This window comes from Rhizobium laguerreae, assembly GCF_002008165.1.
GTDB classification, from domain to species: Bacteria; Pseudomonadota; Alphaproteobacteria; order Rhizobiales; family Rhizobiaceae; genus Rhizobium; species Rhizobium laguerreae.
Genome location: NZ_MRDM01000030.1, coordinates 32,323 through 55,811, shown reverse-complemented (window position 1 = coordinate 55,811; position 23,489 = coordinate 32,323). Strand labels below are relative to the sequence as shown.

Genomic DNA, 23,489 nt, shown 5'->3' with positions numbered 1-23,489 from the left:
CCTGATAACAGCACAATAGACTGAAGCAAGGCGGCTGTGATTACATGCTCAGCGCGGGCCGGCGCAGGCCGCTATGTCCTTTCTCTACTGAGCGCGAGTCGGTCGACGTACTGCGCCTTCGAGCAATGGGAACTCCGCCGCGATCGGGTTTCCTGACTGAACTCCGTGTCTATGGGACGCCATCGGAGATCGCGTCCCATCCGAGCTTGCGTGGGGAGAAGTCAATCGGTGATAGCCGATAAGATCTGCCCGCCGTTCGGACGTTGCACCAGCACAGCGGTCTTCAATCCCGCCTGAGGATCAGGCAGCGGAAAGGAGACCTCGTCGCCCGTCCAGGTGCCTAGCTTGTCGAGGCGACGGACCACATGGGTATGCTGCAATGTGGTTCCGCCATTCTCACCTCTTGCAACAGGAGTGGCCTCGATCCGTGGATTGTAACGTACGAGCCAGACGTCGGCGTCGCCGGCCTCGGCGCTAGCGCCGATCTGGATACGGTCTTGGCTGAATGCCAGGGCCGGTCCCCTTAAAGGAGCGGCGTCGGATATCAGAGCTTGAACCTCCGGTAAGCTGTTTCCAACCACCGTAGTCGAACCGTTTACCACCATTTGCGGCGTATAGGGACTGCTCTGCTTCAGGGCGGGCTCATAGGTGACTTGGCGCTGTGTGAATTCCCGCCTGCCATTGGTATCCTTCCAGCCGAGATAGTCCCAATAGGTCACGGCAAAGCTCAGTGCGAGGACGTCTGAGCGATTGCTAATCTTGATGAGATTGGCATTGGCGGGCGGGCAGGATGAACAGCCCTGGCTCGTGAATAGCTCAACGACGGTTAGCGACCCGTCGGCCGCGACCGCGGGCATCGCCGCGACCCACGTCAAAAGAGGCAGCAAGAAGAATCTACCAATCCTGCCGCGATGTTTCATGGTGAGGCTCCCAAGGTAAAACCCCGCGTCGGACAATCCGGGCGGTTGATTTAAGTTCGCGGGAAACAGAGGCATTGTTACGCCGTCACGTCTTAGTGATCGGTCCGTATGCAACGGTCCGCTGTAACGATGCGCCACCGCGCTGCGTATGGGAGAGGTCATCACGATCTCATGGGAGAAGACATGTTTCAACGACGATCCATTTTCCTTGCGGCTGCGGTCGCACTATGCCCCGCAATGGCGTTGCAGGCTCTTGCCGAGCCGATATCGTTTGCTGCCCGGGACGGTGTTCGGGTCTATGCGGAATTTGACAAGACGGAGGGAAAGCCACGCGGCACGATCCTCCTGTTTCACATGGCCGGATCTAACAAAAGCGAATATGCGCCGCTGGCGCCGATTCTCAACAAGGCGGGCTTTGCGACGCTCGCTGTCGACCAGCGCTCCGGAGGCAATCTGTGGGGCGATATTAACGAGACAGCGGCAAAAGTCGGGACCGGCTATGACTATGCCGACGCAATTCCCGATCTCGACGCGGCAATCGCCTACGCCAGCGCGCAGTATTCCGGCCCGATCATCGTCTGGGGATCGAGCTATTCTTCAGCATTGGTGTTTATTGTGGCCGCACGCCATCCTGAGGTGAAGGCGCTGCTCGCCTTTTCACCAGCGGAGTATATTCAAGGCTATTCCATCGAGAAGGAGGCGGCCAAGCTGTCGATTCCGGTCTTCATCACCTCGGCTCCCGACGGCGGCGAAGTATCGGCGGGGCGGGCGCTGGCGAGCGCGGTGCCTGGTCACAAGGCAGTCCAATATGTTCCGAAGAACGGAGCACACGGATCATCGACCCTTCGACGTGACGCAGATGCTGCCGGGGCCGACGAAAATTGGAAACACGTGATGGGATTCCTGGACCGTGCCCTTCCGCGCTGAGGATATCGCCAAGAAATGTATGGACGCTTAAGGAGTCGGCGAGCAAATGCCGGCTCCTGGACCGACAGGTGGCCTGGCGACCTTGGTCGCTGTCGAAAGCATCGAAGATGCCGAAGGTCGACTGGTTGAACCGCACTGCAAACCAGGCGACGTCAGCGGTTCTTGCTCCAACAAGGCAGCGGCATCCTTCAGGAAAGCGACGACTTCTTCCTCTTTTCCAGCCTTTGCCTTAAGTTGCATGAATAATGCGAGTTTCGTCACTTTCATCTCCTCTGTCAAAGCGCCGAATGGCCTCTCACGGCTTCTTCGAGCGCGGGTTTGATAATCAGGAATCGTTCATCGATCGCGGCAGGATTGTCGCGGTTGGTCGCGATCATTTTAGCGCGGATCTCACCGCCGCGGATCACTTCGAAAGCGTCCGCTCCAATACCTTCGATGAGAGCCTCGGCGACTGCCTCTGCTGGTTCCCGGGTGAAACCAAGTTCCGGTCCCGCCTTGGATGATTGCATCATCGGCGTATCCGTGGCGCCTGGGTAAAGCGTCAGGACGTGGATGCCTTCTCCCTTCAACTCACGTCGCAGAGCCTCGCTGAAGCGCGCGAGCCCTCCTTTGACGCCTGCGTATGTCGCGTAAAAAGGTGCCCCGATCAGGGCAATGCCGGAGGCTACATTGACGATCAAGCCGTCGCCCGAAGCCCGCAGATGCGGAAGCGCAGCCTGCGTCAATAGGATTGGGGCAACGAGGTCTACCTCAACCATCGCTCTTATCTCGTCCTCGGTCGTGCTCTCAAGTCGGCCTGCACGAACGCCCCCAGCATTGTTTACCAGGATGTCGAGCCCGCCGAGCACGGCGAGGCACTCCTCAAGTGACCGGGCACGCCCATCGGCTGTCGCAACGTCGGCCCGGACCGCAGCGACATCAGATCCGTTCACTACCAACGCTTTCATGGCTCGTGTCAGCCGCTCGCCGTTTCGACCGGTTATAACGACGTGGGCACCCTTAGACATCATCGCATGCGCGATGGCGAGCCCTATGCCGCTCGATCCGCCGGTAATGAGGACGCGCTTTCCTTTAAGGTCCATCTCTCTACCTCATTCATTGTTCATATTCGCGCCGGGCACATTAGGCCGGTGCGGTTTCCTTCAGAGCGTCAACTATGGCGTCCGTTGGCAAGCGCTTTCGATAGTCGGTTTCCGCATGAGACAGGACCACGCGGCCGTTACGGCCGATGACAAAAGTTGCCGGTATCGGGAGTTCCCAGCTATCGTCGCCATTGATGGCAGCCAGATCGACGCCGAAGGAGGCATAGGCGCTCTTAAGGTCCGTAGGCATTTGGTACACCAAGCCAAACTTCCGCGCGACAGCGTTGCCGGCGTCGCTGAGTACATCGAAGGTGAGGTTGTTTTTTTCCGTCGTCGACAAGGAGCCGTCCGGTTTTTGCGGCGAAATAGCGATGAGGCATCCGCCCGCCTCGGCGATCTCCGGCAGGGCACGCTCATAGGCAGCAAGCTGGATGTTGCAGTAAGGGCACCAAGCGCCTCGATAAAAGGTCAGGACGACTGGACCGCTCGCTAGCGTCTCCAGCAGCGATATCGTCTCGCCTGTGACGCCGGGCAGCGAAAATTCCGGGGCCAAATCGCCAGGCTTAGGTATCTGATCGAAATGGAAGCTGGCGGTCAGTTCCTCGACCTTGGCATCGAGAAATGCCGCTACGCCGGGGCGCGCACTTGCCTCGAAATTGGCGTTGTAGCCGGCAAGCTCCTGCTCAAGACCCATCATTTCGTTCCTCCCTAGGCTGGATGAAAAGTGCGTTCGAAAATGTGCATGGCCGTGAACGACCCGCGATTGCGTTTTAAATCAGTTGTTATAAAAAGTATCCAGCCAAGTTCCCAGTTATGCTTGGAGGTCCGATCAACTTTCCGCGAGACAGATACATGGCCAGGCCAAGGGAATTCGATGAAGAAAAGGTGTTGCAGATCGCAGTGGAGCAGTTCTGGGAACAAGGTTACGACGCAACCTCCATCCGCGATCTTGCTCGGGCAATGGGACTGACGACTGCGAGCATCTACAACGCCTTCGGAGACAAACGCGCGGTCTATCGACGCGCGCTGGATTTTTATGTCGAGCAAAGTTTCGGAGATCGAGTGGGACGTTTCGAGCAAAGGCAGCCTCTCGACGCGATACAGGCCTTCTTCAACGAAATTATCGAGCGGTCGCTTAGCGACACCAAACGAAAGGGTTGTATGCTGGTGAATTCCGCTCTCGAAGTGGCTCCGCATGACGAGGAGTTCCAACGAGTGGTCAGCGAGGTACTTCGCCAGGTTGAGGCGTTTTTCCGACGCTGCATTGAGGCTGGCCAGAAAGACGGTTCAATTGGGGCACGGCAGTCCGCTACCGATATGGCTGGTACACTGTTGGGAACACTTTTGGGCATCCGCGTCCTTGCGCGAACGCGTCCTGAAAAGAACCTGCTTGAAGGGCTGATTAGGCCGGTTTTTGCGATGCTCGAACCAGAATCAAAACTGCAATCGGATCAGTCATTTGCCTGATAAATCTCTCTCGAGGACCACGCGCTCCGTCTCTCCATGCGCAAGCCGCCAAAAAAACCACGCGGCGCATGTAACAATCGCACTCAATTCCCCGAAAAAGGATGTGTCGGATGATAAACCCGGCGCGTGAACAGGAATGGGCCTCATGGATGCGGGCCGCGATTGCGGGCGACAGCCGAGCCTATCACAAGCTGCTGACCGCGATCACCCCGCATCTGCGGGTTATGGCTCGAAGGCGTTGTGACCAATTCGGCGCGCCAACAAGCGAGGCCGAAGACGTGGTTCAGGAAGTGCTATTGGCTATTCATCTCAAGCGGGGGACGTGGGATCCGGCCAGACCGCTGGCGCCGTGGATTTCAGTGCTGGTGCGTAACAAACTCATCGACAGCCTTCGGCGACGCGGGCGGCATTTCATCATCCCGCTGGAAGATGTCGAGGCGACGCTGGCGAGCGAGGAACGGCTGAGTGCCTCCGACCGGATGGATGTCGAGCAGATCCTTGCCAAACTGAGGGATCCGCAGAGAACGATCGTTCAAGCCATCTCGATCGAGGGGACGAGTGTACGGGAAACGGCCAATCGGCTCAATATGACAGAGGTCGCGGTTCGGGTGTCGTTGCATCGCGCGCTGAAGGCGTTGGCTGCGCTATATTCGGAGCGCGCAATATGAAGACCAAGGACCTCATCAAGCTTCTCTCCCAGGATGCCCCCGTTCGTATCAGCCTCAATCAGGCGCTTGCTCATTCCGCGATCGCAGCGACGATTATGGCCGGCACCGTGTTCTTCGGCTTTATCGGATTTCGCGCCGATATCGATACAGCCGTCGAAAGCGTGCGTTTCCTGTTCAAGTTCGTAATCACCATTGCGTTGGCCATCACCGCCGGCATGGTGCTGTTCAGGATCGGCAGGCCCGGCGCATCTCTTCGCCTGTGCGCCCGGGCGCTGTGCTTGCCTGTTATCCTGATTGCGGGTGCGGTTTCCCTGGAGCTCCTCGTCATGCCGAGCGCAACGTGGGGAGCGCGAATGATAGGCCACAATGCCACACTCTGTCTGACAATCATTCCGTCACTGTCGGCATTCCCATTGGCCTGTTTTCTGCACGCGATGCGGCACGGCGCACCCGAGCGACCGGGCCTTGCGGGGGCGGTCGCCGGGCTTGTTTCTTCCGGCCTTGCGGCAACGTTCTATGCGGCGAACTGTAACGACGACAGCCCACTTTTCGTCATCCTCTGGTATCCGCTGGCGATCGCCCCGGTCTGCGCCGTGGGTGCGCTGCTCGGGCGAAAGATGCTGAAATGGTGACCTCCACCGTGTTCATTGCGGGGGACGAGGCCAATGGCGTGTAGACACCATTCGTGCAATCAGGGGCGCGAACCTGGCTATCGCTTCCCATCTGGAGGTTACCGCGGGCAATGACTCGTTCACACGCCCCTTGAGTGTGTGGCGGCTTCGGGGCGTGACCAGTTCGTTGCGCTATACGAACAAGTCCGAGCGTGATCGACTACAAGAGATGCAATCCTCTCTGGACCGTTCTGACGCCTTTTGTGCGGCGCTGATCCCGATTTAGGAAGTCAGATGCCTGGTGGAGCCTGGCGCAGGACGAACGCAGAGCGATCGTCGAAGCGCAGTCATCACATTTTCAGATCGGTATGGAGTATTTGCCAGCTGTGGCGCGGCAACTCTATCACAGCCGTGATTTAGGCGAATCCTTTGATTTTTTGACTTGGTTTGAATTTCCGGAGGAAAGCGCCCCTCAGTTCGATGAACTGCTGAAGCGTTTGCGGATGACTGAGGAATGGAGATATGTCGCGCGCGAGGTTGAGGTCCGTCTGACACGAGCTTCCTCGAAAAAGAAGCATGCAAATTGGGAGAAAGCATGACAATTACATCGTGTGGCTCGAATGAGCAGAGTCTCGATAATTTCTGAATGCCGTTTACGGCCAACAGACAGTTCAAGGCCGCGCCGCGGATGCTAGCATCTGCTAAGGGCATGTATTTCGAAGATGCCGACGGCTGCAAGGTGTTGGACGGGACGGCCGGACTATGGTGCGTTAATGCAGGCCATGGAAGGCAGCGCATAGCAGATGCGGTCCATCGTTAACTCAGCCTTCTCGATTTCGCTCTGACATTCCTGATGGGCCACCCGATCGCATTCGAATTTGCGGCGCGCTTGGCAGAAATTGCTCCGGCAGGCCTCGACCGCATCTTCTTTACAAGTTCTGGATCGGAGTCGGTCGAAACGGCGTTGAAAATTGCGATCGTCTATCAGCGCGCAATAGGGCTGGGGACCCGCACGCGTCTTATCGGTCGCGAGCGTGGCTATCACGGTGTCGGATTTGGCGGCCTTTCGGACGGCGGGATTCTCAACAACCGCCGGGTCCATCCGATGGTGCCAGGAGCAGATCATCTCCGTCACACGCATGATCTTGATCGAAACGCGTTTTCAAAGGGACAGCCGGAGCACGGTGTTGAGCTGGCAGACGATCTCGAGCGTCTTGTCGCACTGCATGGAGCAGAGACCATTGCCGCTGTGATCGTTGAACCCGTCGCTGGATCGACCGGTGTATTAGTGCCGCCGCGCGGCCGGAAACCGCTGTCTGCGCTGGTAGGTGGGCACCTATCAGCCCCCCATCAGCGTTGCGGCCTGACGCGCTGCCATCTTTCGTTAGGCCTCAAACAGCTCGATGATCTCTCCATTTGGTCCTAGCACGTGAGCGGCGCGCACTACGAAAGAGCGCTTGAAGGGCGGGCGGGCGTTGAGAGTGATCGTCGTAGGGCCGTCCCACACGCCTCCCATATCGTCGCGAAGCGGATAAGGCGCGGCACCGTTAGAAAGAGCCCGAGAGTAGGCCGTCTCCAGATCGGACACACGCAAGCCGATGTGGTGAAAGCTCGAGACACCGTCGTTAGGCCGGACGGCTTCCTTAGGAGCTGGGGACAGCTCTAGGATCTGTCCGTCGCCCATATCGAGGTGTGCTCCCTGACGCGGGTTGTTAAAATGAGCCCGCTGCTCTCGGACTGCATTAACGTCTTCCCAGCGGAAAAGCAGCCGAAACCCGAATGCATGCTCATAGAAGGCGATTGTCTCATCCATGTCGAAGGCCCAAACGTTGATGTGGTGAAAGCCTGTTCCGTAGTGGAGGTGAGCTGGCTTCGTGCCGGCAGGGTTTGTGGTGTTCTCTGAGACGACCTGCCTGGCAACCGGGTCCGCTGCCTGAGCGAGCGCACGACTGGCGGTAGCGAAAGCCGCGCCACCATGAACCATTGCATTGTAGACTTTGGGTATGTTCATGTTTTGCATTCCTTATTAGGATAGTGTGACGAGAAGCTGCTCACACTCAGTTGAGCATTTCTGCTCCTTCTACGGGTCGTGCTAGAGACATGTTACAAGCAGGTCGAATAATTAGAGGCCGCGCTTCCGTGCGGTGGCGGCGCGCGGGTGGACGCACGTTCACGAGCGTTGGATATCAACATGCAAAATAGGCTTTCGAAGCGCCGCGCTCAGGTGGACGGAGCGATTGACCCGCGAAGGCATTGACCTCAGCTTATCGACACTGGTCGACTAGGTCGGAGCATGCGCCGCGGCATTGAAACCTGTCTATTCGCTACGACGTAGCGACAGTCGCTGATAACGTCACCAATGCTCTAACACTCGCCTCGAACTAATGTTCGCCGTCAGGTTGGTTTGCTCGCAAAAACGACAAACGCTTTTGTGGGCAAACGTATAACACCCCCGGAACCCGCGTACTCTTCAAAGGCCATTTTCAAAGACGCTAGCAAATCTGATCTGTTGCTATCACTCAATCCAGCATAACCAGGAAAACCTCTGAACATGGGATCGCATTCACGCCCAACGTCGTTGGACGAAAATGGAGACCAGTCTGCTTGGGCGGTACGCACTCTGACATCGACGCATCCGGCCCTGAGTAAGCCTTTTTCTAGCGCCGTAGGGGAGAAGATCGGGAAAAGACCCGGTGGCCATAAATCCTTGTTCGGGAAAAGCTGACGGAAAACGCGGTGCAGCAAATGAGCCGGAGAACAGTCGTCCCGATTGGTCCACATGGTGAGCGCAATGGCCCCACCGGGCCGGATGACGCGAACCATCTCCTTCAGCGCACCTTGCCAGGAGGGGTAAGCCAAAATTCCGAAATTGGAAATCGCAACATCTTGGCTGCCATCCGCTATATCGAGCGCGATAAAATCCATGACCTTAGCGGTCGATCGGTGAAATTGCTGAAGTCTCTCTTCGGCTCGCTCAACCATTGCTGGCGCAAAATCAACTGCCAAAACTGACGCACCCCTTTCAGATGCAGCTACCGCCAACCCTCCCGTTCCCGCGGCGACGTCAACTACGGATAAATTCGCCAAAGGCTCTAGTTGGTCCAGGAGCTGCAAAGCAAACGGTTGCGTCGTCCGCTCTCCCATCCGTTCGTATAGGGTTGTACCCCCGCCAGAGAAATTTGATGCCACTATTTCCTTGTCTCCAATTGTAAATGTAAGTGACGAAGAAGGCGTAACTCTCTGCCGATCAAATGATTTTATGCTCGTGTTTGAAGCACGGGATCGCCGTATCCTATCAGCTCAAGCGGGCAAGACATCGCGGAAGCTCGGGGACGGAACCTAACCTGTTCAGCTGAAAGGACTTTTCTCAGCCGTCGGGAATATGTGAGAGTTACCTCGTGTGGGCCCGCCTCTTCGCGCGTGAACGCGTGGCAACCGAGCACGAACCCGGCGGCCGGAGCGGTAACGTCGAGGGCATCGACCGCCTGACCACTGCTTGCCAGCATCCCCGTGCGATCGCCGCTCATGAAGCGGAGCGAGTGGGAAATCTTGAAAGGCAGGAACGTCGCTGGCCTATCGGCGAAGACCTTGTCGACGATCTCGATCGCGCCTGAGAAGTAGCACTGGTTCGCGGCCGCCGACGCATCCACGAGGATCCGCCCGTCGGCCGTGCCGTTGCCATTCCGTGTGAGAGCGTCGCAGGCGTCAGTCAGCGCGACATCGGCATTGATAGCAAGTTCCGAGCGGGCTGGGATGAGCTTTGCAAAACCCTTAGGCACATCAGCCACGTGATCCGGATCCGCAGCGAGAGTGGCCATGCTGGTGCTGGGGCGATGCGCCGCAAGGCCGAAGACGCTCTGCTCGAACGCCTTGAAAGCTTCGCTGCTGCCACTGCTGGTGTTCAGGTCGTAAGCATCGCGGTTCATCTTGCACTCCTTCGGAAGCCGGCGGATGATGTGGCCGGCGCCGGCCGTCCTTTGCGACTGACAAAGGCGTCTACGTGGAGTGGTGGCAGGTTGTTACATCGGTCTCGATTTTTTCCGCTCGGGCTGGAAACCGCCTGTCAAATACTATTTCGGAAAGCGGTAACAAAAGGCCCGCGCGAACGAGGTGGCTTAATGAGACATTCTTCTACCCAATGGGAGAAGCTGGTGGCCAAGATAGAAAGCAGAATATGGACTAGATGGCAGGAAAGCAGCGAAGCGGACAGGACCCGAGCGGCCCTGAGACGCGGGAGATGACGCGAATATTCGACGAGCAGCAGCGTCGTTTGCGCGCTCTCAAACCAGAGCTGGCGCTTGTCCGCAGCCGGTAATGACCGGTCTAACTCGTTCGAGGATCGTGAGATGCCGGACCTCAACGGGTACTACTGCGTGATGGGCAATCGCATAGCGCGCGAACGGCGTGCCAAGCTGCGCAAACTCGCGTGGTTCTGTCGCAGCTGCGCCAGTCGGTGATCGAGCGCATCATGCATGGCTGGTCGCCGCAACAGATCGCCGGCCGGATGCGACTGGAGCGGCATCCGATCTAGGTCAGTCATGAGTACGATCTACAAGTTCGCCTATTCCTCGGACGGTCACGCCATCAAACTGTGGCGGCATCTGCCGGAGCATCGTGCCAGACTTCGGCCGCGGCCCGTGTTGGGTGATTTTATCGCACTGAAATCACTGGTTTTATGAAAATTTATCCTGACTCGTGTTGATCGCCGCCGCTGAAGGCAGTACGGGGCCAATCTATGAATGAGGCGGCGTCTGTTGTTCCCTGGGCGGATACGTCTGAAGAGATCATGTGCCGGCCCGCGCGTCTCGGACAAGGCGGTTTGCGAGCGCCGAGAGCTCGACCTGGCTCCTGCTGCCCGGAATGCGGAGGCAAATTGCGTCTCGTCAGTGAGGACGTAGCGAAATCCTCGACATGATCGCCGCGCAGATGGAAGAAGTCCTGCCGCTGCTGGGAGAAATGGTGCAGGCGGCAACCGAGGGGGCATCTACCCCATCAGTTAAGGTCTGGGACAAAGCAATCTGCGACAGCCTGCAAATCGGATCAGGCCTCAAACAATTCTATGATTTCTTCGTTAGGGCCCTGCACGTGGGCGGCGCGCACCACGAACGAACGCTCATAGGGTGGCCGTGCCTTTAATTTTATATCTGTAGGCCCGTCCCATACGCCGCCTGATCCGTCTTCTATGGGGTATGGCTTGGCGCCGGCGGCAAGCGCCCGGGCGTAGGTTTCGCTGACATCAGACACATACAAGCCGATATGATGGAAGCTCAACGCGCGATCGTCGGGCGGGATCGCGTTCTTGGGGGCAGGGATGAGTTCGAGGATCTGCCCATCGCCCATGTCGAGGTGAGCACCCTGCAGTGGGTTGCGGAAGTAAACGCCTCCGTCTTGCATAGCCTCGACGCCGTCCCAGCGAAACAGGAGGTTGAAGCCGAAAGCCTGCTCGTAGAAGTCGATCGCTTTGTCCATATCGCGGACTCGCACATTGCTATGGTGAAGACCCGACCCATGGAGGAGATGAAGAGGCTTTATCGTATTGCCAGACGCGATGCCATCCGTGGGAGACTCAGATGTTTCTTTTTTTCCTTCAGCGGCCTTTGCCAGGCCTGGACCGACGATCGCGGCGACCGCGCTACCATGTGCTATGATCTTCATAAGATGGCGCCTAAGCAGATACATCTTCCATTCTCCTTACAAATTGATCTTTCGCACAACCGATCGTTTGTTCGGTTCGTACCGTGGAGTTACGGTACAAGTTGCCGTTTTGTTACAGAATCGAGTCGTCTTTTCTCGAGCCTTGGTATGGTGGGTGATAATGATTTGAATACCCTCAGACCTTCCCGGGTGGATTATCGCGTCATACTGGTGAGCGACGGCTCCACCGTGTGGCGCAAATTGGCCGGCGTGACTATGTCGGATGATTGGCCGATCCCAGGCGACGCTTCGACGAAGCCCAAGAGCAGAAAGAATGGTGGGCGACCCGCCGGAACAAACTCTCAGGTTCTTTGAACATCGTAACCGCCCGATTGGCACCGCCTGCCGCCTAGCGTCCTGATGGCCTAAGACACGTGTTTAACGACGTCGTTAGCGACGTGTCTTAGGCGAGGATTGCGATGCGCGTTGAAATTCTTGGGCAGGAACGTCGACGTAAGCCCACGGTGAAGGCCGTCTTGCGATGATGGGCTGCTGACTGCCAGTCCTAGTGGTAACACTAGGAGTAGTCATATGACGAAGCATCCAATTGAGGTGATTACGTCCGTAGAGCGCCGTCGGCGTTGGTCACGCGAGGATAAAGAGCGGCTCGTCTCGGCCTGCTTTGAGCCGGATGCGGTGATTTCAGACGTTGCCCGCGCCGCCGGTATCCATGTCAGCCAACTCTTTCGCTGGCGCAAGGAGTTGTGCCGGCTTGATGAACCGAAAGCCCCGGTGGCGACCACGTTGGTGCCGGTCATCGTGTCCGAGGCCGTCCCGGCAGGTCAGTCCATTCCATCAGAACCGTCTGCATCACCTTCCCGCCGGAAGCGTAGCGATGTCACAATCGAACTTGGTCGGGACCGCCGCATCCGCGTGGACAGCGATATCGACACGGATGCGCTTGGCCGCATTCTCGATTGTGTGCTGGGTCTGCGATGATCCCGGTCCCGAGTGGCGTGAAGGTCTGGTTGGCGACCGGCTATACCGACATGCGCAAAGGCTTCCCTGGTCTGTCGCTGATGGTGCAGGAGGCGCTGAAGCGCGATCCGATGTGCGGCCACCTGTTCGTGTTCCGCGGCCGCGGTGGTGGCCTGATCAAGGTGATCTGGCATGACGGCCAGGGCGCTTGTCTGTTCACAAAGAAGCTGGAGCGCGGACGCTTCATCTGGCCATCAGCAGCGGATGGCACGGTGGTGATCACGCCTGCCCAGCTCGGCTACCTGCTGGAAGGCATAGACTGGCGGATGCCGCAAAAAACCTGGCGGCCGACGTCGGCCGGATGAGCAAAAATACTGGAATGAAGGGGTCGAATATGTTTCCATCCTCTCATGAGCAATGCGACCGAAGAGCTTCCGGACGACCTTGCCAGTGCCCTCGCACTGCTGGCCCAGGAACGCGCTCGACGTGTTGCCGCCGAGGCTGAGGCCGCAATCGCCAAGGCAGAAGCCGCCAGTGCAAAGGCACTCGTATCGCATTCCGAGGCGCTGATCGCGCGGCTGAAGCTGGAGATCGACAAGGTTCGCCGTGAACTCTACGGCACCCGGTCAGAACGTAAGGCGCGTCTCCTTGAGCAGATGGAGCTGCAGCTCGAAGAGCTCGAAGCAGACGCCGGCGAAGACGAACTGGCCGCGGAGATTGTAGCCAAAGCCTCAGCCGTCAGGTCCTTCGAGCGCAAGCGTCCGTCACGCAAGCCCTTTCCCGAACACCTGCCGCGCGAGCGCGTCGTCATCGCCGCTCCCGCGAATTGCGCCTGCTGCGGATCGGCCAAACTGTCGAAGCTCGGCGAGGACATTACCGAGACCCTGGAGGTCATCCCACGTCAATGGAAAGTCATTCAGACGGTGCGGGAGAAGTTTACCTGCCGCGAGTGTGAGAAGATCACGCAGCCACCGGCACCCTTCCATGTGACGCCCCGCGGTTTTGCCGGGCCGAACCTGCTGGCGATGATCCTGTTCGAGAAGTTCGCCCAGCACCAGCCGCTCAACCGCCAGAGCGAACGCTATGCCCGCGAGGGCATCGACCTTAGTTTATCGACACTGGCTGACCAGGTCGGAGCATGCGCCGCGGTGTTGAAGCCACTTCACTCTCTGATCGAGGCGCATGTCCTTGCCGCCGAGCGACTGCATGGCGACGACACAACCGTGCCAATTCTGGCGAAGGGAAAGACCGATACAGGCCGCATCTGGACCTATGTCCGGGACGATCGGCCATTCGCAGGCCTCTCACCGCCGGCCGCCCTTTACTATGCCTCGCGAGATCGACGGCAGGAGCATCCGGAACGCCACCTGAAGACCTTCATCGGTATTCTGCAGGCAGACGCCTATGGCGGCTACAATCCGCTGTTCAAGTTTGATCGTGATCCCGATCCTCTGACGCAAGCGCTTTGCTGGGCACACTCGCGTCGCAAATTCTTCGTGCTCGCCGATATTGCCGCGAACGCCAAGCGTGGAAAGAACGCCGCGTCGATCTCACCTATGGCGCTCGAAGCCGTCAAACGGATCGACGCCCTGCTCGATATCGAGCGGGATATAAACGGGCTTACCGCCGATCAACGCCTGGAGCGTCGCCGCAAGGAAAGCCTGCCGCTCGTCGACGATCTGCAGGCCTGGCTTCAAACCGAGCGGTCAAAGCTGTCGCGCAGTTCTCCGGTCGCAGAGGCGATCGACTACATGCTCAAGCGCTGGGATGGATTCACCACGTTCCTGGATGACGGCCGGATTTGCCTGACGAACAATGCGGCCGAGCGAGCCCTGCGAGGCTTTGCCCTCGGCAGAAAATCGTGGCTCTTCGCCGGATCAGACCGCGGTGCAGATCGTGCCGCCTTCATGGCCACGCTGATCATGACGGCAAAGCTCAACGACATCGATCCGCAGGCGTGGCTTGCCGACGTTCTTGCCCGCATCGCCGACACGCCGATTGTCAGGCTGGAGCAACTGCTTCCTTGGAATTGGACACCGCACGCCATCGACGCTCAAGCGGCCTGACCTGCGGCCCTCACCGTATGCTTGCCGGAATACCGTCGCCACAGCGATGGCTGCATCGACTAATCCTGAGGGTTTTTCCATCCTGATGGATATCTGCCCTTGTCGGCCGGAAGACCGGAAGTCGCAAGAGACCTTAGTGCGCTTTCCGGAGCCGACATGAGGAACGCACAGTCATCTTTGGACATTCTAGATGTCATCTCATTAAGTTTCTTTTCCATTCCGCCGCTCGCCTCTATGTCTTTCTTAATGATCGGCTCGAAACGAGTTCCCTGAACTTCTTCCAGAAGAAGCCCCAGATATTGACGAGTGGCTTGATGGCATTCGGGCGAAACTTCAGAAGCAGTAAGCGTATTTGCTGTAAGAAAGGCCATTAGGCCACCCAAAATGCCCACAGTTCGCACGCCCGCCCCCAATTTGCCCGTTGAAGTGCTTGTCAGATGGCGTGAGAGAACACGAAGATTGCTCAGTGTCCAGAGCGCGTGCGACAAACCACGATGATTCGCGGCCCTCACCGTATGCTTACCCCGCATCGCCGACACGCCAATCAGTAAGCTGGAGCAATTACTTCCGTGGAATTGGCAGCCACACGGACTGAACGCTCAAGCAGCCTAACCTGCGGCCCTCACCGGATGCATACACGTCGACGGCGGTGGCGCGAAGAAGACAAGCTTGCGATTGTCATGTCGGTTGGGGTTGCTGGAGCCACGATCACAGAGATTGCTCATCGTCATGATGTAACGCGGCAGCAGATATACGCCTGGCGTAGCGAGCTCAAGAAGAAGGGGCTGCTCCCGGTGTCTTCGAATGCACTGTTCATTCCCGTCGATCTGAATGCCGTGCAGACCGATGCCCCTGAATTGAGGGAGAGCTGCTCCGGGATGATCGAGCTACGATTGATCTGCGGCCGCACGCTTCGTTTCGAGAGTTCTATGGCTCCCGATGTCCTGACGCAGATTATCCGGGCAGTGGAAGCAGCATGATTGGGCCTGGGACCGGCGTTCGGGTGTATCTTGCGTGCGGGATCACGGACATGCGCAAGGGAGTAGAAGGCCTTGCCGCGCTTGCGCAGGATGTTTTGCGTCAGAAGCCGACTGGCGGCGCGGTCTTCGCCTTTCGCGGCAAGCGTGGCGATCGTTTGAAGCTGCTGTATTTTGATGGCCAGGGCTTCTGCCTGTATTACAAGATCTTGCAGAAGGGGCGGTTTCCTTGGCCTTCGGCATCCGACGGGACTGCCCGGCTGACGTCGGCCCAACTGGCGATGTTGTGGGAAGGGATCGATTGGCGTCGTCCTGATTGGGGTGCGCCACCGGCCCGTGTCGGGTGATTTTATCCCACTGAAACCGCTGGTTTTTATGGAAATTTATCCTGACTCGTGGTAGTCAGGATCATGTCTAGCGCGACGACAAATCTTCCGGACGATCCAGCCTTTCTCAAGGCAATGATTGCCGCTTTGCAGGCGGAAAACGCGAAGATGTCGGCCACATTGCAAGCGCATGATCAGTTAATCCAAACGCTGCGGCTGCGCATTGCCAAGCTGAAGAAATAAGTCTTCGGCAAGTCGTCTGAAAAGATTGAGCGTGAAATCGAGCAGTTGGAACTGGCGCTTGAGGATCTGTTGATCGCCGCCGCTGAAGGCAGTACGGCGCCAATCGATGAACCTGATGAGGCGGCGTCTGTTGTTCCCTTGGCGGATACCTCTGAAAAGATCATGCGCCGGCGCCCACGCGTCTCGGACAAGGCGGTTCGCGAGCGCCGAGAGCTCGATCCTGGTTCCTGCTGCCCGGAATGCGGAGGTGAATTGCGTCTTGTCGGTGAGGACGTCAGCGAAATCCTCGACATGATCGCCGCGCAGATGAAAGTCATCGAAGTTGCTCGACTGAAGAAGTCCTGCCGTTGCTGCGAGAAAATGGTGCAGGTGGCAGCACCCAGCCGCCCGATACCGGGCAGCATGGCCGGCGCTGGCCTCTTGGCGTACATTCTGGTCTCGAAGTTCGACGACCATTTGCCACTGTACCGTCTGAACGAGATCTTCACCCGCATGGGCGCCGACATTCCCGACGGCACGATGGTTGATTGGTGTGGTCGCGCCATGCAGGTTCTGCAGCCTCTCATCGAGCGGATCGAAACGGCGGTCATGGCAAGTGACCTACTTCATGCGGACGACACCCCGATCAGGGTGCTGGATCGCTCGCTGCGAGACAAGGGGTTGGGCAAGGGTGTGAAGAAGGGCAGGATCTGGACGTATGTCCGCGATCAGCGTCCATGGGCAGGCAGTTCCCCGCCCGGTGCAGTCTACTATTTTGCTCCTGACTGGAAAGAAGAGCACGTCCACCGCCACCTCAAGCAATCAAGCGGCATACTTCAGGCTGACGGCTACAAAGGATATGGCAAGCTATACGCGCCTGGAGAAAAGAGAGAATCTCGCTTCAAGGAAGCCGCCTGCTGGGCTCATTGGCGACGAGACTTCCACGATATCTGGACATCAAACAAGTCCGAGATCGCGCGAGAGGCTCTTCATCGCATCGGAGCGCTTTACGACATCGAGCGTGGCATCAATGGGCAGCCTCCTGAGACCCGTCTTGCTGCGCGTCAAAAGCAGAGCAAGCCTAAGGTCGATGCATTCCGCCACTGGGCTGAAGCTCAACTCACGCGCATTCCGGGCAAAAGCGATCTGGCGACAGCTTTCCGCTACGGATTGAGCCGATGGTCTTCGCTCTGTCTGTTCCTCGAAGACGGTCGCGTTGCGATCGACAACAATGCCGCCGAGCGGGCACTGCGTCCGATAGGCGTGGGAAGACGGAACTGGCTCTTCGCGGGAGCCGATACGGGAGCGGAGACCTTGGCACGCGCCATGACGATCATCGAGACGGCAAAGATGAATGGTCTTGACCCGCAAGCCTATCTGACTGACGTGCTCGATCGCATCCACGATCACAAGATCAATCGGTTAGACGAATTGCTTCCGTGGAACTGGTCGACGATCACCACAATCGACGCGAAGGCAGCCTGATGGCGACAGTCACCTACGTCCGTACGATCAAATTTGTTGCCGAAATCCTCGAAGAGGACCCGGAGCTTCTTCAGGCAATCGTCTCCAACGATGATAATCTGAGCTACGGCAGCATCATCTCCGTGTACACCGGAGACGACGAATCCGTGACCGCACTGACAGACGATGGCATGGACGAATTGGAGCAGATGCTCAAAGATGCCCGCCGCTCACCCCAAGAATGGAACGACTTCCTCGACAGCTTTGTTGACGACGAGTTGCTCGTCGCTCGCATCAAAGCAAAATCTCCGCGGTAGCAATCGGACGGTTACTGAACATCTCTGCCGGATTCGAAAGGAAGGCGCGAGATGAAAAGCCCGACGCTGCTGAAACGCAGGCCGACTGAATTCGCCGCTTTCGCCAACAGGACAGCTTGTCTGTCCTGAACGCGCCAAGCCCATGGCGCGATCGCGCCGAAAGTCGTGCCGGACACCAAGCTCGGCGTGGTGTCCGGCACTCAGAAACAATGCGATTGCCTGACGCACTACACCAACGACGGCAGGATGCCGATCGACAAAAACACTCTGTAACGGGACATCAGAGTTTTTGCCACCGCAAGTAAATCGTGGCTGCCAAGCGACACCGCTGACGGAACTGACGCTAGGACGGTCATCCATAGCCCGACGCGGACCTATCGAGCTTGTGGCGTCGCGCCCTTGGCATGGCTGCGCCACGTTCTCTCAAATTGCCGCGGCGCACGGAAAATGCCGCCAACACCGACGAGCTCTTTTCTTAATTCGAGACGGCGCCGAGAGCGTAATATAAGCATTGGGGCAATGCTCCTGGCTTGGCTTCCGGCCGGCAATGTTGGTTGGAGGCATCTGGCGCTAGTGTCTCGGCAGCGATGAGAGCGCTATCTGGCTTTTTGTACCGCAGCATCCGCATCTCGGCGACTAGCCTGCACCGCCCGCTCCATCGCCGCTTTGTCGTCAAAGACGGCAACAAGAAGGGTCGCACCTTCAATCCGAGCAAGCGCGTCGCTGGCCACCAGAGCGGCCCTATCTGATGACATGACGGGTGATAAAAGAGCAATTAGGTGCTCACGGAGTGTCTGAAAGAAGTTTCGCACGGCTTCCTTCGCAGCCGGGGTTTCATCGCTGACGCCATAGGCAAGATGAAGCCCAACGCAGCGCTTTCGCTCCGCCAGATTTCCCGCGATAGCCCTCAGGGCCTTCTCATATGTTATCTGCCAGGGCGCGCCACTGGTGCCGGCTTCCGCTTGGCTAAGTGTTTCCTGCAGGAGAACCTCAAGTACCTCGGGGACCAGGGCTTCCTTGTTCGAAAACCGCATGTAAAGCGATGCCTTCTTCAGTCCTATCCGGTCGGCGAGGTCCTGCATCGAAGCACCGGCGTATCCTTTTTCGCGGAACTGCTCGCGCGCTGCCGCAACTATCTCACCTCTCGTGACCTTCATGCTTTCAGCCTTTCAATCCGTGCTCTCAAGATAATCCATCCTTGGCTTCTTTACAAACGACCGATCGGTAGTATTTTGAAGTCGGTTGCGGAGTGACTTCCGTAGCACTGACGAAAGAAGGAGTTCCAAATGACTGTCAGCTACAAGCGCCAGCAGGTTGGTGATGTGGAGGTCTTCTATCGCGAGGCCGGGGCACGGACTGCTCCTGTCCTCCTGCTTCTGCACGGCTTTCCTTCATCCAGCCACATGTTCCGTGAGCTTATCCCGCTCCTTTCCGACCGGTACCGCCTGATTGCACCGGACCTTCCCGGGTTCGGATACACCAAGGCGCCTGAGCGCGGCAGCTTCGACTATACGTTCGACAATCTTGCGCAGGTGATGGAAGGCTTTACCGAAGCGCTGAGTCTGGAGCGCTATGCCCTCTATGTCTTCGACTACGGCGCTCCGACCGGCTTTCGTCTCGCCCTCGCGCATCCAGAACGCGTCACAGCAATCATTAGCCAAAATGGTAATGCGTATCTCGACGGCTTCAGCGACCAGTGGGGTCCGTGGGAAGCCTATTGGCGCAATCCCAATCCCGTGACTCGAGAGGCCTGCCGGGCTTCGCTCTCACCCGAGGTGATCGAGAACTGGCAATATCGGACAGGCGCCGATCCCAAACGTCTGGGACCCGACGGCTACATGCTCGATATAGCCTTGATGCGTCGCCCGGACGCGGAGGAGATCCAGCTCGATCTAATTCTGGATTATCGAGCGAACCTGGAGCGCTATCCGGATTTCCAGAACTACTTCCGTACGCATCGGCCTCCCCTCCTGGCAGTCTGGGGTCGTCATGATCCAGCTTTTATCCCAGCAGGGGCAGAAGCCTACAAGCGGGATCTTCCCGAGGCGCATGTGCACCTCCTCGATGCTGGCCACTTCGCGCTGGAAACCCACGCCTCAGAGATTGCACAGATTGTGCGAGGCTTTCTTGAAGCACATCTTGGCACGAACCTTAAAATGGAAAACGCCAACAAGGAGGTTGTCTTTACCGAAATAGGCAAACGGAAGGATCATTTCTGATGGATGTTACCGTACAACAGATCAAAGAAATTCTTGGGCTTGAACCTTATCCGGAAGGTGGCGCCTATATCGAGACATTCCGCGACAACAAGGCTGAGCCGCAAGTCTTCAAACGCCACTCCACTGCAATATACTTCCTGCTTGAAAAGGGTGAAGTATCCGCTTGGCACCGCGTCAAGGACGCATCCGAGGTCTGGCACTATTATGGCGGTGCGCCATTGGAGCTATCGATCGCCTCGGGCAAAGAACCCGCGACGACGCAAACGCTTGGTATGGATATCGCCAATGGTCAGCGGCCGCAGGCAGTCGTACCTGCCGGACATTGGCAAATGGCGAAAAGTCTGGGTGACTGGACACTGCTCGGCTGCACTGTCGCTCCGGGCTTCAACTTCGCCCAGTTCGAATTGGCTGAACCCGGCTGGGAGCCCTGATTTTTCTTCAGCAGCATGTCCTCGGCCGCAAGCACGGCGCATGCAGCGATCCGCACATCGTCCGCTGGGCATGAAAACGGGCACCGTCGACCTACCCGAGGGCTGCGGAGATCACGGTGCCTACCAGAATGAACAGTCCGTCCGTTTCGAGCCTGTCCGACCGATGAACCACCGATGCCTTTGCGAAATGCAACCGGAGTCTGCGGGGGTTCGAAACCCAGGGTTTCGCATTGAATCTATTACTGATTTATCGGACCTCGGTGACGGGCCTTAGTCACAAACGCTCGCTATGCGACTAACTGGAGGCCGCTATTGCCAGCTTCATCGCTTGGGTTGCGCGAACCAGATAAAGCGCTGATCGACGTTGATAGTGCTGCTATTGCGACGGGGGAGGGCAACGTCTCCGCGTTCAGAATGCAGGTGAGAACCGGAGCCCACGTGAAGGATTATAGTGTGCAGAACCTGGTCATTCTGAGCAGACCTGACGCGGTGCCCGACAACTGCCGCCAAGGATATGTCGAATGACAAATCTGGCGCGTGAAAAGGAATGGGCGTCCTGGCTGCGTTCCGCGATTGCGGGCGACAGCCATGCCTATCACAAATTCCTGACGGCCCTCACACCACATTTACGGGTGATGGCGCGGAGGCATTGTGCCCAGTTCGGTTCGCCGGCAACTGAGGCCGAAGATGTAGTTCAGGAAGTACTGCTTATAATCCATCTCAAGCGGGGGACATGGGATCCGTCGCGGCCATTAGGACCATGGCTATCGACGATCATTCGCAACAAGGTGAGCGATAGCCTAAGGCGCCGTGGCAAGCAGGCCGTGTCACTTGAGGACGTCATTGCCACACTCAAAACAGACGACCGCAACACAGTTTCCGATCCCATCGATATCGACCGCATTCTGGGCACGCTCACGGATCCGCAACGTGGGCGGAATCGAAGACGACGTCCTCCCGCTCCCAGCTTCGAGGATGACGAGCGATGATCTCGCTACCGTAGCCGATCATCACTCATCGACATAGCCTCTGACCCAGACGTCCTGATGACCATAGGCGACTGGCACGGAGTAGTCGTTGGGCTTGTAGCGGGCCAAAGATTGCGGCGTCACCTTGGCATTGGCCTGGTCGCAGGAATCGAAGATGCCGGCAAGGACCTCATGGCAGCAAGATCGCGCTGTAGCCGTTCTCCGATCATCTCGCTTTCGCCGCGCAGCTTGTCACGCTGGCGCTTGTGGCATTGCTCTCCCAGAAAGGCGTCGAACGCATCCCATGTCGGACACTGCGGGATCGGAACCATGAAGTTACGCCGGGCATGCCGGCAGCCTCACTTCAGTAGCGTTCGGGCGACATCGTCGTAGCGCCGAAATCTATGCGATCGCTCTCCGTCACCAGTCGCCGCAAATTAATGATTGCAGGCTCTGCCGCCGCACGAAGCCGCGCGAGCAGCGCCATCTTTGCGGCGTCATCATGCCGAACAGCGTCGACGATCTTGCCGAAGCCATCGAGCCTGCTGGCCTTGATCCAAGTCCGCAGGTGCGGCTTCTTTGCCCATGCCGCCTCGTTGCGCATGTTAGCGAGCACAGTTCGTGGATAATCATGCGGATGATCCGGAAACGGCACCGTGCCGCAGAGATAATTACGGTCCTCGTCGTCAACACCGTGTGCCTCGACCCAAGCGATCAACGCGGCGCTGAACGCCGGTTGCGGAGCGCGCACCAATTGGCAGACGATACGTTCGTCCTGGAAAATCGGAACCGGTTGCCGCTTCTCGACTGCTGAAGCAGTGCAGTCGATGTGCAGCGTCCGTTCGGGCAGCTCAATCTCGCCAGCATCGAGAACCGCCCGATCGAGTTCAAGCGTCCTCACACGTCCAAGCCGTACAACGTGATCTATTGTTCGCAGCGCCTCGACCTCCCCAATGGAGATCGTCGCGTAGTGGAACATCGTCGGACGGACTTCTGGAAAGATCCGGAGCATCGTGCCGGCAGCCTCGAGCCGTTCAAAGATCTCATCGGCAGATGTCGCGGTGGCGCAAGCCTCCATCTGTGCAGCCTGGCTTCCAACGACGTCTTCGAAAAATTCGCTGTCGGGCTGCGTGGCGCGGCGGTTCCAAAGCCAGGAATCTCGGGGCATGATCCAGGCAATTCGTCCCGGCAGCACTTCGGCGCCGAGCAGCCAAACGCCGACGTCCATCGCCGTCTTACCCGCGCCGACAATCGTGTAGCGCTCGAACATGTTATTGGCGAAGAGTGCGAAGTGCGTGAGGGCATTTTGGCGCAATGAGATTGACGCCTTCGGAGATGGAGAACTTCGGAGTATGGGTCGACGGTACAGACGTACCGTAGAAAGTCGTATCGACGATTCTCCGTCGCGGAGCGACGACGGGCTTCGTCACCCGTCAATAGCGAGCGGATGCGCCCGCCACCAAGATGGTCCGTCATCGGCAAGTAACGAACGCGGCCACTCGGCAGCAGTCTTCGCCGCATGACTGAACTCGACGCGAGTTCGTATAACCCTTTGTTGGCGCCATGGGTGTCCCTCAGCCCCGAACCGAGCGAGAGAGAGTTCACGCCGTAGAAGGCTGAGGGCTGGTGCAGCGCCACAAATGAATAGGCATCGTTCCAATGACCTCCAGGTTGAGCGCGGCGATCGGTTATCGTTAGCTCGACGTCACTTTTTTCAGAAAGTAGCGTATCAGCAAAAGCAAGGCCGACTGCACCGGCACCCACAATGAGGTAGTCGGTCGTCATCGAGTGTCTGAGCGACCTTTTCGCTGCGTCCATGGTTTCCTCCTCTGGTGCGTGCGGTCGAACGTCTCACACAGCTGGGAGACTATTCGTGCAGGACGGCGAATTTGTTACAACCAGCAGCAAGAAGGACTGGGTCGAAAAGCCGAAGCCGGTCGTTCAGGAGGCGACGCATCGTAAAAATCACGAAGACGACCATCTGCGGCAGCGACCTGCATATTTTCAAAGGTGATGTGCCAAGTGTCACCGAAGGGCGCACACTTGGCCACGAAGGCGTCGGTGTCGTTGAAGATGTGGGCAACGCGGTCCGGAGCTTCCGCCGCAATATCAATAGGCTAAGTTTTTGACGGCCCAAGCCACGGCGCTGGGAACCAAAAAGAAAAATGTTCTGTCGGAAAATCAAATCCTTAGTGCGATAAAAATAGAGTGG

The 23,489-nt window shown here is 57.9% G+C and carries 28 protein-coding genes and 7 pseudogenes; 22 read left to right on the top strand and 13 right to left on the bottom strand.

What is annotated here, in order from left to right; translation table 11 throughout:
* Positions 1 to 221: 221 nt before the first annotated feature.
* Positions 222 to 920, bottom strand: coding sequence for a DUF1223 domain-containing protein (locus BS630_RS30130; RefSeq protein ID WP_077980331.1), 699 nt, complete (start codon positions 918 to 920; stop codon positions 222 to 224).
* Between the two features lie 183 nt (positions 921 to 1,103).
* On the opposite strand from BS630_RS30130, the gene BS630_RS30125 reads away from it, so the two are divergent.
* A complete protein-coding gene (locus BS630_RS30125; protein ID WP_206118250.1) occupies positions 1,104 to 1,847 on the top strand; it encodes an alpha/beta hydrolase in 744 nt (247 codons plus the stop codon).
* Between the two features lie 27 nt (positions 1,848 to 1,874).
* Here BS630_RS30125 and BS630_RS30120 read toward each other — a convergent pair whose 3' ends face one another.
* From BS630_RS30120 to BS630_RS30110, 3 genes are read right to left on the bottom strand one after another with little or no spacing between them, the layout of a single operon-like run.
* The gene (locus BS630_RS30120) at positions 1,875 to 2,108 is read right to left on the bottom strand and encodes a hypothetical protein (RefSeq protein ID WP_245310544.1); all 234 of its coding nucleotides are present in this window, start codon (positions 2,106 to 2,108) and stop codon (positions 1,875 to 1,877) included.
* A 14-nt stretch (positions 2,109 to 2,122) separates the two neighbouring features.
* Entirely contained in the window at positions 2,123 to 2,929 is an 807-nt protein-coding gene (locus BS630_RS30115; protein ID WP_077980329.1) for an SDR family NAD(P)-dependent oxidoreductase, read from the bottom strand.
* Between the two features lie 40 nt (positions 2,930 to 2,969).
* Entirely contained in the window at positions 2,970 to 3,626 is a 657-nt protein-coding gene (locus BS630_RS30110) for a peroxiredoxin-like family protein (protein WP_245310542.1), read from the bottom strand.
* Positions 3,627 to 3,781: 155 nt separating this feature from the next.
* Between BS630_RS30110 and BS630_RS30105 the strand changes: the two genes are divergently transcribed.
* From BS630_RS30105 to BS630_RS30085, 5 genes and pseudogenes are all read left to right on the top strand, one after another.
* Positions 3,782 to 4,396: a TetR/AcrR family transcriptional regulator gene (locus BS630_RS30105; protein WP_077980327.1), complete on the top strand. Its 615-nt coding sequence runs from the start codon at positions 3,782 to 3,784 to the stop codon at positions 4,394 to 4,396.
* 110 nt (positions 4,397 to 4,506) lie between these two features.
* On the top strand, positions 4,507 to 5,064 hold the full coding sequence (locus tag BS630_RS30100) for a sigma-70 family RNA polymerase sigma factor (protein ID WP_077980326.1): 558 nt from the start codon (positions 4,507 to 4,509) through the stop codon (positions 5,062 to 5,064).
* Positions 5,061 to 5,696: an NrsF family protein gene (locus BS630_RS30095; protein ID WP_077980325.1), complete on the top strand. Its 636-nt coding sequence runs from the start codon at positions 5,061 to 5,063 to the stop codon at positions 5,694 to 5,696. The genes BS630_RS30100 and BS630_RS30095 overlap by 4 nt, the downstream gene beginning before the upstream one ends.
* A gap of 287 nt (positions 5,697 to 5,983) precedes the next feature.
* On the top strand, positions 5,984 to 6,274 hold the full coding sequence (locus BS630_RS38585) for a chlorite dismutase family protein (RefSeq protein ID WP_342588097.1): 291 nt from the start codon (positions 5,984 to 5,986) through the stop codon (positions 6,272 to 6,274).
* A 47-nt stretch (positions 6,275 to 6,321) separates the two neighbouring features.
* Positions 6,322 to 6,978 (top strand): annotated as a pseudogene (locus tag BS630_RS30085) (aminotransferase class III-fold pyridoxal phosphate-dependent enzyme); the annotation flags it as partial.
* Between the two features lie 81 nt (positions 6,979 to 7,059).
* Here the strand turns inward: BS630_RS30085 and BS630_RS30080 are convergent.
* The 3 genes from BS630_RS30080 to BS630_RS30070 form a co-directional block, all read right to left on the bottom strand.
* A complete protein-coding gene (locus BS630_RS30080; RefSeq protein ID WP_158081437.1) occupies positions 7,060 to 7,686 on the bottom strand; it encodes a VOC family protein in 627 nt (208 codons plus the stop codon).
* Between the two features lie 383 nt (positions 7,687 to 8,069).
* Positions 8,070 to 8,819 carry a class I SAM-dependent methyltransferase gene (locus BS630_RS30075; protein ID WP_077980323.1) on the bottom strand — a complete coding sequence of 250 codons (750 nt, stop codon included), beginning with the start codon at positions 8,817 to 8,819 and terminating at the stop codon, positions 8,070 to 8,072.
* Between the two features lie 113 nt (positions 8,820 to 8,932).
* Positions 8,933 to 9,601, bottom strand: a complete 669-nt coding sequence (locus tag BS630_RS30070; protein ID WP_077980322.1) for a tetratricopeptide repeat protein — start codon at positions 9,599 to 9,601, stop codon at positions 8,933 to 8,935.
* 393 nt (positions 9,602 to 9,994) lie between these two features.
* On the opposite strand from BS630_RS30070, the pseudogene BS630_RS30065 reads away from it, so the two are divergent.
* Positions 9,995 to 10,309: pseudogene (locus BS630_RS30065) on the top strand (transposase family protein); the annotation flags it as partial.
* A 61-nt stretch (positions 10,310 to 10,370) separates the two neighbouring features.
* Positions 10,371 to 10,632, top strand: a pseudogene (locus BS630_RS38775) (IS66 family transposase); the annotation flags it as partial.
* 83 nt (positions 10,633 to 10,715) lie between these two features.
* On the opposite strand, the gene BS630_RS30055 reads toward BS630_RS38775, so the two are convergent.
* A complete protein-coding gene (locus tag BS630_RS30055) occupies positions 10,716 to 11,330 on the bottom strand; it encodes a VOC family protein (RefSeq protein ID WP_158081436.1) in 615 nt (204 codons plus the stop codon).
* Between the two features lie 570 nt (positions 11,331 to 11,900).
* Here BS630_RS30055 and tnpA (BS630_RS30050) point away from each other — a divergent pair.
* The 3 genes from tnpA (BS630_RS30050) to tnpC (BS630_RS30040) are packed head-to-tail and all read left to right on the top strand — an operon-like array spanning position 11,901 to position 14,353.
* Positions 11,901 to 12,308, top strand: a complete 408-nt coding sequence (tnpA, locus tag BS630_RS30050; RefSeq protein ID WP_077980320.1) for an IS66-like element accessory protein TnpA — start codon at positions 11,901 to 11,903, stop codon at positions 12,306 to 12,308.
* A 29-nt stretch (positions 12,309 to 12,337) separates the two neighbouring features.
* Positions 12,338 to 12,652, top strand: a complete 315-nt coding sequence (tnpB, locus tag BS630_RS30045) for an IS66 family insertion sequence element accessory protein TnpB (RefSeq protein ID WP_425351735.1) — start codon at positions 12,338 to 12,340, stop codon at positions 12,650 to 12,652.
* A 45-nt stretch (positions 12,653 to 12,697) separates the two neighbouring features.
* Complete coding sequence (tnpC, locus tag BS630_RS30040; RefSeq protein WP_077980319.1) at positions 12,698 to 14,353, top strand: IS66 family transposase; 1,656 nt, start codon at positions 12,698 to 12,700, stop codon at positions 14,351 to 14,353.
* A gap of 59 nt (positions 14,354 to 14,412) precedes the next feature.
* On the opposite strand, the gene BS630_RS36840 is transcribed toward tnpC (BS630_RS30040), so the two are convergent.
* Positions 14,413 to 14,724 carry a hypothetical protein gene (locus BS630_RS36840; RefSeq protein ID WP_143529533.1) on the bottom strand — a complete coding sequence of 104 codons (312 nt, stop codon included), beginning with the start codon at positions 14,722 to 14,724 and terminating at the stop codon, positions 14,413 to 14,415.
* A gap of 198 nt (positions 14,725 to 14,922) precedes the next feature.
* On the opposite strand from BS630_RS36840, the gene tnpA (BS630_RS30035) reads away from it, so the two are divergent.
* The 5 genes and pseudogenes from tnpA (BS630_RS30035) to BS630_RS38295 form a co-directional block, all read left to right on the top strand.
* Positions 14,923 to 15,333, top strand: coding sequence for an IS66-like element accessory protein TnpA (gene tnpA, locus BS630_RS30035; protein ID WP_245310541.1), 411 nt, complete (start codon positions 14,923 to 14,925; stop codon positions 15,331 to 15,333).
* Positions 15,330 to 15,677, top strand: coding sequence for an IS66 family insertion sequence element accessory protein TnpB (tnpB, locus tag BS630_RS30030; RefSeq protein WP_003554417.1), 348 nt, complete (start codon positions 15,330 to 15,332; stop codon positions 15,675 to 15,677). The genes tnpA (BS630_RS30035) and tnpB (BS630_RS30030) overlap by 4 nt, the downstream gene beginning before the upstream one ends.
* A 63-nt stretch (positions 15,678 to 15,740) precedes the next feature.
* A pseudogene (gene tnpC / locus BS630_RS30025) lies at positions 15,741 to 17,363 on the top strand (IS66 family transposase).
* Positions 17,363 to 17,659, top strand: coding sequence for a hypothetical protein (locus BS630_RS30020; RefSeq protein WP_003554972.1), 297 nt, complete (start codon positions 17,363 to 17,365; stop codon positions 17,657 to 17,659). Before tnpC (BS630_RS30025) ends, BS630_RS30020 begins: the two are co-directional and overlap by 1 nt.
* A gap of 35 nt (positions 17,660 to 17,694) precedes the next feature.
* Positions 17,695 to 18,139, top strand: a pseudogene (locus tag BS630_RS38295) (IS66 family transposase); the annotation flags it as partial.
* Between the two features lie 116 nt (positions 18,140 to 18,255).
* On the opposite strand, the gene BS630_RS30010 reads toward BS630_RS38295, so the two are convergent.
* Complete coding sequence (locus tag BS630_RS30010; protein WP_077980316.1) at positions 18,256 to 18,816, bottom strand: TetR/AcrR family transcriptional regulator; 561 nt, start codon at positions 18,814 to 18,816, stop codon at positions 18,256 to 18,258.
* Positions 18,817 to 18,945: 129 nt separating this feature from the next.
* On the opposite strand from BS630_RS30010, the gene BS630_RS30005 reads away from it, so the two are divergent.
* From BS630_RS30005 to BS630_RS29990, 4 genes are all read left to right on the top strand, one after another.
* Positions 18,946 to 19,878, top strand: a complete 933-nt coding sequence (locus BS630_RS30005; protein WP_077980315.1) for an alpha/beta fold hydrolase — start codon at positions 18,946 to 18,948, stop codon at positions 19,876 to 19,878.
* Complete coding sequence (locus BS630_RS30000) at positions 19,878 to 20,309, top strand: cupin domain-containing protein (RefSeq protein WP_077980314.1); 432 nt, start codon at positions 19,878 to 19,880, stop codon at positions 20,307 to 20,309. The genes BS630_RS30005 and BS630_RS30000 overlap by 1 nt, the downstream gene beginning before the upstream one ends.
* Before the next feature lie 312 nt (positions 20,310 to 20,621).
* A complete protein-coding gene (locus BS630_RS29995; protein ID WP_132614607.1) occupies positions 20,622 to 20,834 on the top strand; it encodes a hypothetical protein in 213 nt (70 codons plus the stop codon).
* Entirely contained in the window at positions 20,831 to 21,298 is a 468-nt protein-coding gene (locus tag BS630_RS29990) for a sigma factor (RefSeq protein ID WP_077980312.1), read from the top strand. Before BS630_RS29995 ends, BS630_RS29990 begins: the two co-directional genes overlap by 4 nt.
* Here the strand turns inward: BS630_RS29990 and BS630_RS38290 are convergent.
* The 3 genes and pseudogenes from BS630_RS38290 to BS630_RS38770 all read right to left on the bottom strand — a co-directional run.
* A pseudogene (locus tag BS630_RS38290) lies at positions 21,240 to 21,627 on the bottom strand (Mu transposase domain-containing protein); the annotation flags it as partial. The gene BS630_RS29990 and the pseudogene BS630_RS38290 sit on opposite strands and share 59 nt — an antisense overlap.
* Before the next feature lie 14 nt (positions 21,628 to 21,641).
* Positions 21,642 to 22,592 (bottom strand): hypothetical protein, encoded by a 951-nt coding sequence (locus BS630_RS38285; protein WP_167383841.1) that lies wholly within the window; start codon positions 22,590 to 22,592, stop codon positions 21,642 to 21,644.
* Positions 22,593 to 22,939: 347 nt separating this feature from the next.
* Positions 22,940 to 23,062, bottom strand: a pseudogene (locus BS630_RS38770) (NAD(P)-binding protein); the annotation flags it as partial.
* 88 nt (positions 23,063 to 23,150) lie between these two features.
* Between BS630_RS38770 and BS630_RS38470 the strand changes: the two are divergent.
* Together BS630_RS38470 and BS630_RS38465 are read left to right on the top strand one after the other, a co-directional pair.
* Positions 23,151 to 23,291, top strand: a complete 141-nt coding sequence (locus BS630_RS38470) for a hypothetical protein (protein ID WP_165940340.1) — start codon at positions 23,151 to 23,153, stop codon at positions 23,289 to 23,291.
* Between the two features lies 1 nt (position 23,292).
* A complete protein-coding gene (locus BS630_RS38465) occupies positions 23,293 to 23,406 on the top strand; it encodes an alcohol dehydrogenase catalytic domain-containing protein (protein ID WP_280952179.1) in 114 nt (37 codons plus the stop codon).
* The last annotated feature ends 83 nt before the right edge of the window (positions 23,407 to 23,489 follow it).

What these genes read in the sequence shown, in the direction of transcription:
- BS630_RS30125 (WP_206118250.1), top strand. Translation starts at nt 1,104, where the DNA reads ATGTTTCAACGACGATCCATTTTCCTTGCGGCTGCGGTCGCACTATGC.
- BS630_RS30110 (WP_245310542.1), bottom strand. Translation starts at nt 3,626, where the DNA reads ATGATGGGTCTTGAGCAGGAGCTTGCCGGCTACAACGCCAATTTCGAG.
- BS630_RS29990 (WP_077980312.1), top strand. Translation starts at nt 20,831, where the DNA reads ATGACAAATCTGGCGCGTGAAAAGGAATGGGCGTCCTGGCTGCGTTCC.
- BS630_RS30115 (WP_077980329.1), bottom strand. Translation starts at nt 2,929, where the DNA reads ATGGACCTTAAAGGAAAGCGCGTCCTCATTACCGGCGGATCGAGCGGC.
- BS630_RS36840 (WP_143529533.1), bottom strand. Translation starts at nt 14,724, where the DNA reads ATGGCCTTTCTTACAGCAAATACGCTTACTGCTTCTGAAGTTTCGCCC.
- BS630_RS30070 (WP_077980322.1), bottom strand. Translation starts at nt 9,601, where the DNA reads ATGAACCGCGATGCTTACGACCTGAACACCAGCAGTGGCAGCAGCGAA.
- BS630_RS30080 (WP_158081437.1), bottom strand. Translation starts at nt 7,686, where the DNA reads ATGAACATACCCAAAGTCTACAATGCAATGGTTCATGGTGGCGCGGCT.
- BS630_RS30010 (WP_077980316.1), bottom strand. Translation starts at nt 18,816, where the DNA reads ATGAAGGTCACGAGAGGTGAGATAGTTGCGGCAGCGCGCGAGCAGTTC.
- BS630_RS30095 (WP_077980325.1), top strand. Translation starts at nt 5,061, where the DNA reads ATGAAGACCAAGGACCTCATCAAGCTTCTCTCCCAGGATGCCCCCGTT.
- tnpA (WP_077980320.1), top strand. Translation starts at nt 11,901, where the DNA reads ATGACGAAGCATCCAATTGAGGTGATTACGTCCGTAGAGCGCCGTCGG.
- tnpB (WP_003554417.1), top strand. Translation starts at nt 15,330, where the DNA reads ATGATTGGGCCTGGGACCGGCGTTCGGGTGTATCTTGCGTGCGGGATC.
- BS630_RS30055 (WP_158081436.1), bottom strand. Translation starts at nt 11,330, where the DNA reads ATGAAGATCATAGCACATGGTAGCGCGGTCGCCGCGATCGTCGGTCCA.
- BS630_RS30100 (WP_077980326.1), top strand. Translation starts at nt 4,507, where the DNA reads ATGATAAACCCGGCGCGTGAACAGGAATGGGCCTCATGGATGCGGGCC.
- BS630_RS30000 (WP_077980314.1), top strand. Translation starts at nt 19,878, where the DNA reads ATGGATGTTACCGTACAACAGATCAAAGAAATTCTTGGGCTTGAACCT.
- tnpC (WP_077980319.1), top strand. Translation starts at nt 12,698, where the DNA reads ATGAGCAATGCGACCGAAGAGCTTCCGGACGACCTTGCCAGTGCCCTC.
- BS630_RS30075 (WP_077980323.1), bottom strand. Translation starts at nt 8,819, where the DNA reads ATGGGAGAGCGGACGACGCAACCGTTTGCTTTGCAGCTCCTGGACCAA.
- BS630_RS30005 (WP_077980315.1), top strand. Translation starts at nt 18,946, where the DNA reads ATGACTGTCAGCTACAAGCGCCAGCAGGTTGGTGATGTGGAGGTCTTC.
- BS630_RS30105 (WP_077980327.1), top strand. Translation starts at nt 3,782, where the DNA reads ATGGCCAGGCCAAGGGAATTCGATGAAGAAAAGGTGTTGCAGATCGCA.
- BS630_RS30020 (WP_003554972.1), top strand. Translation starts at nt 17,363, where the DNA reads ATGGCGACAGTCACCTACGTCCGTACGATCAAATTTGTTGCCGAAATC.
- BS630_RS30130 (WP_077980331.1), bottom strand. Translation starts at nt 920, where the DNA reads ATGAAACATCGCGGCAGGATTGGTAGATTCTTCTTGCTGCCTCTTTTG.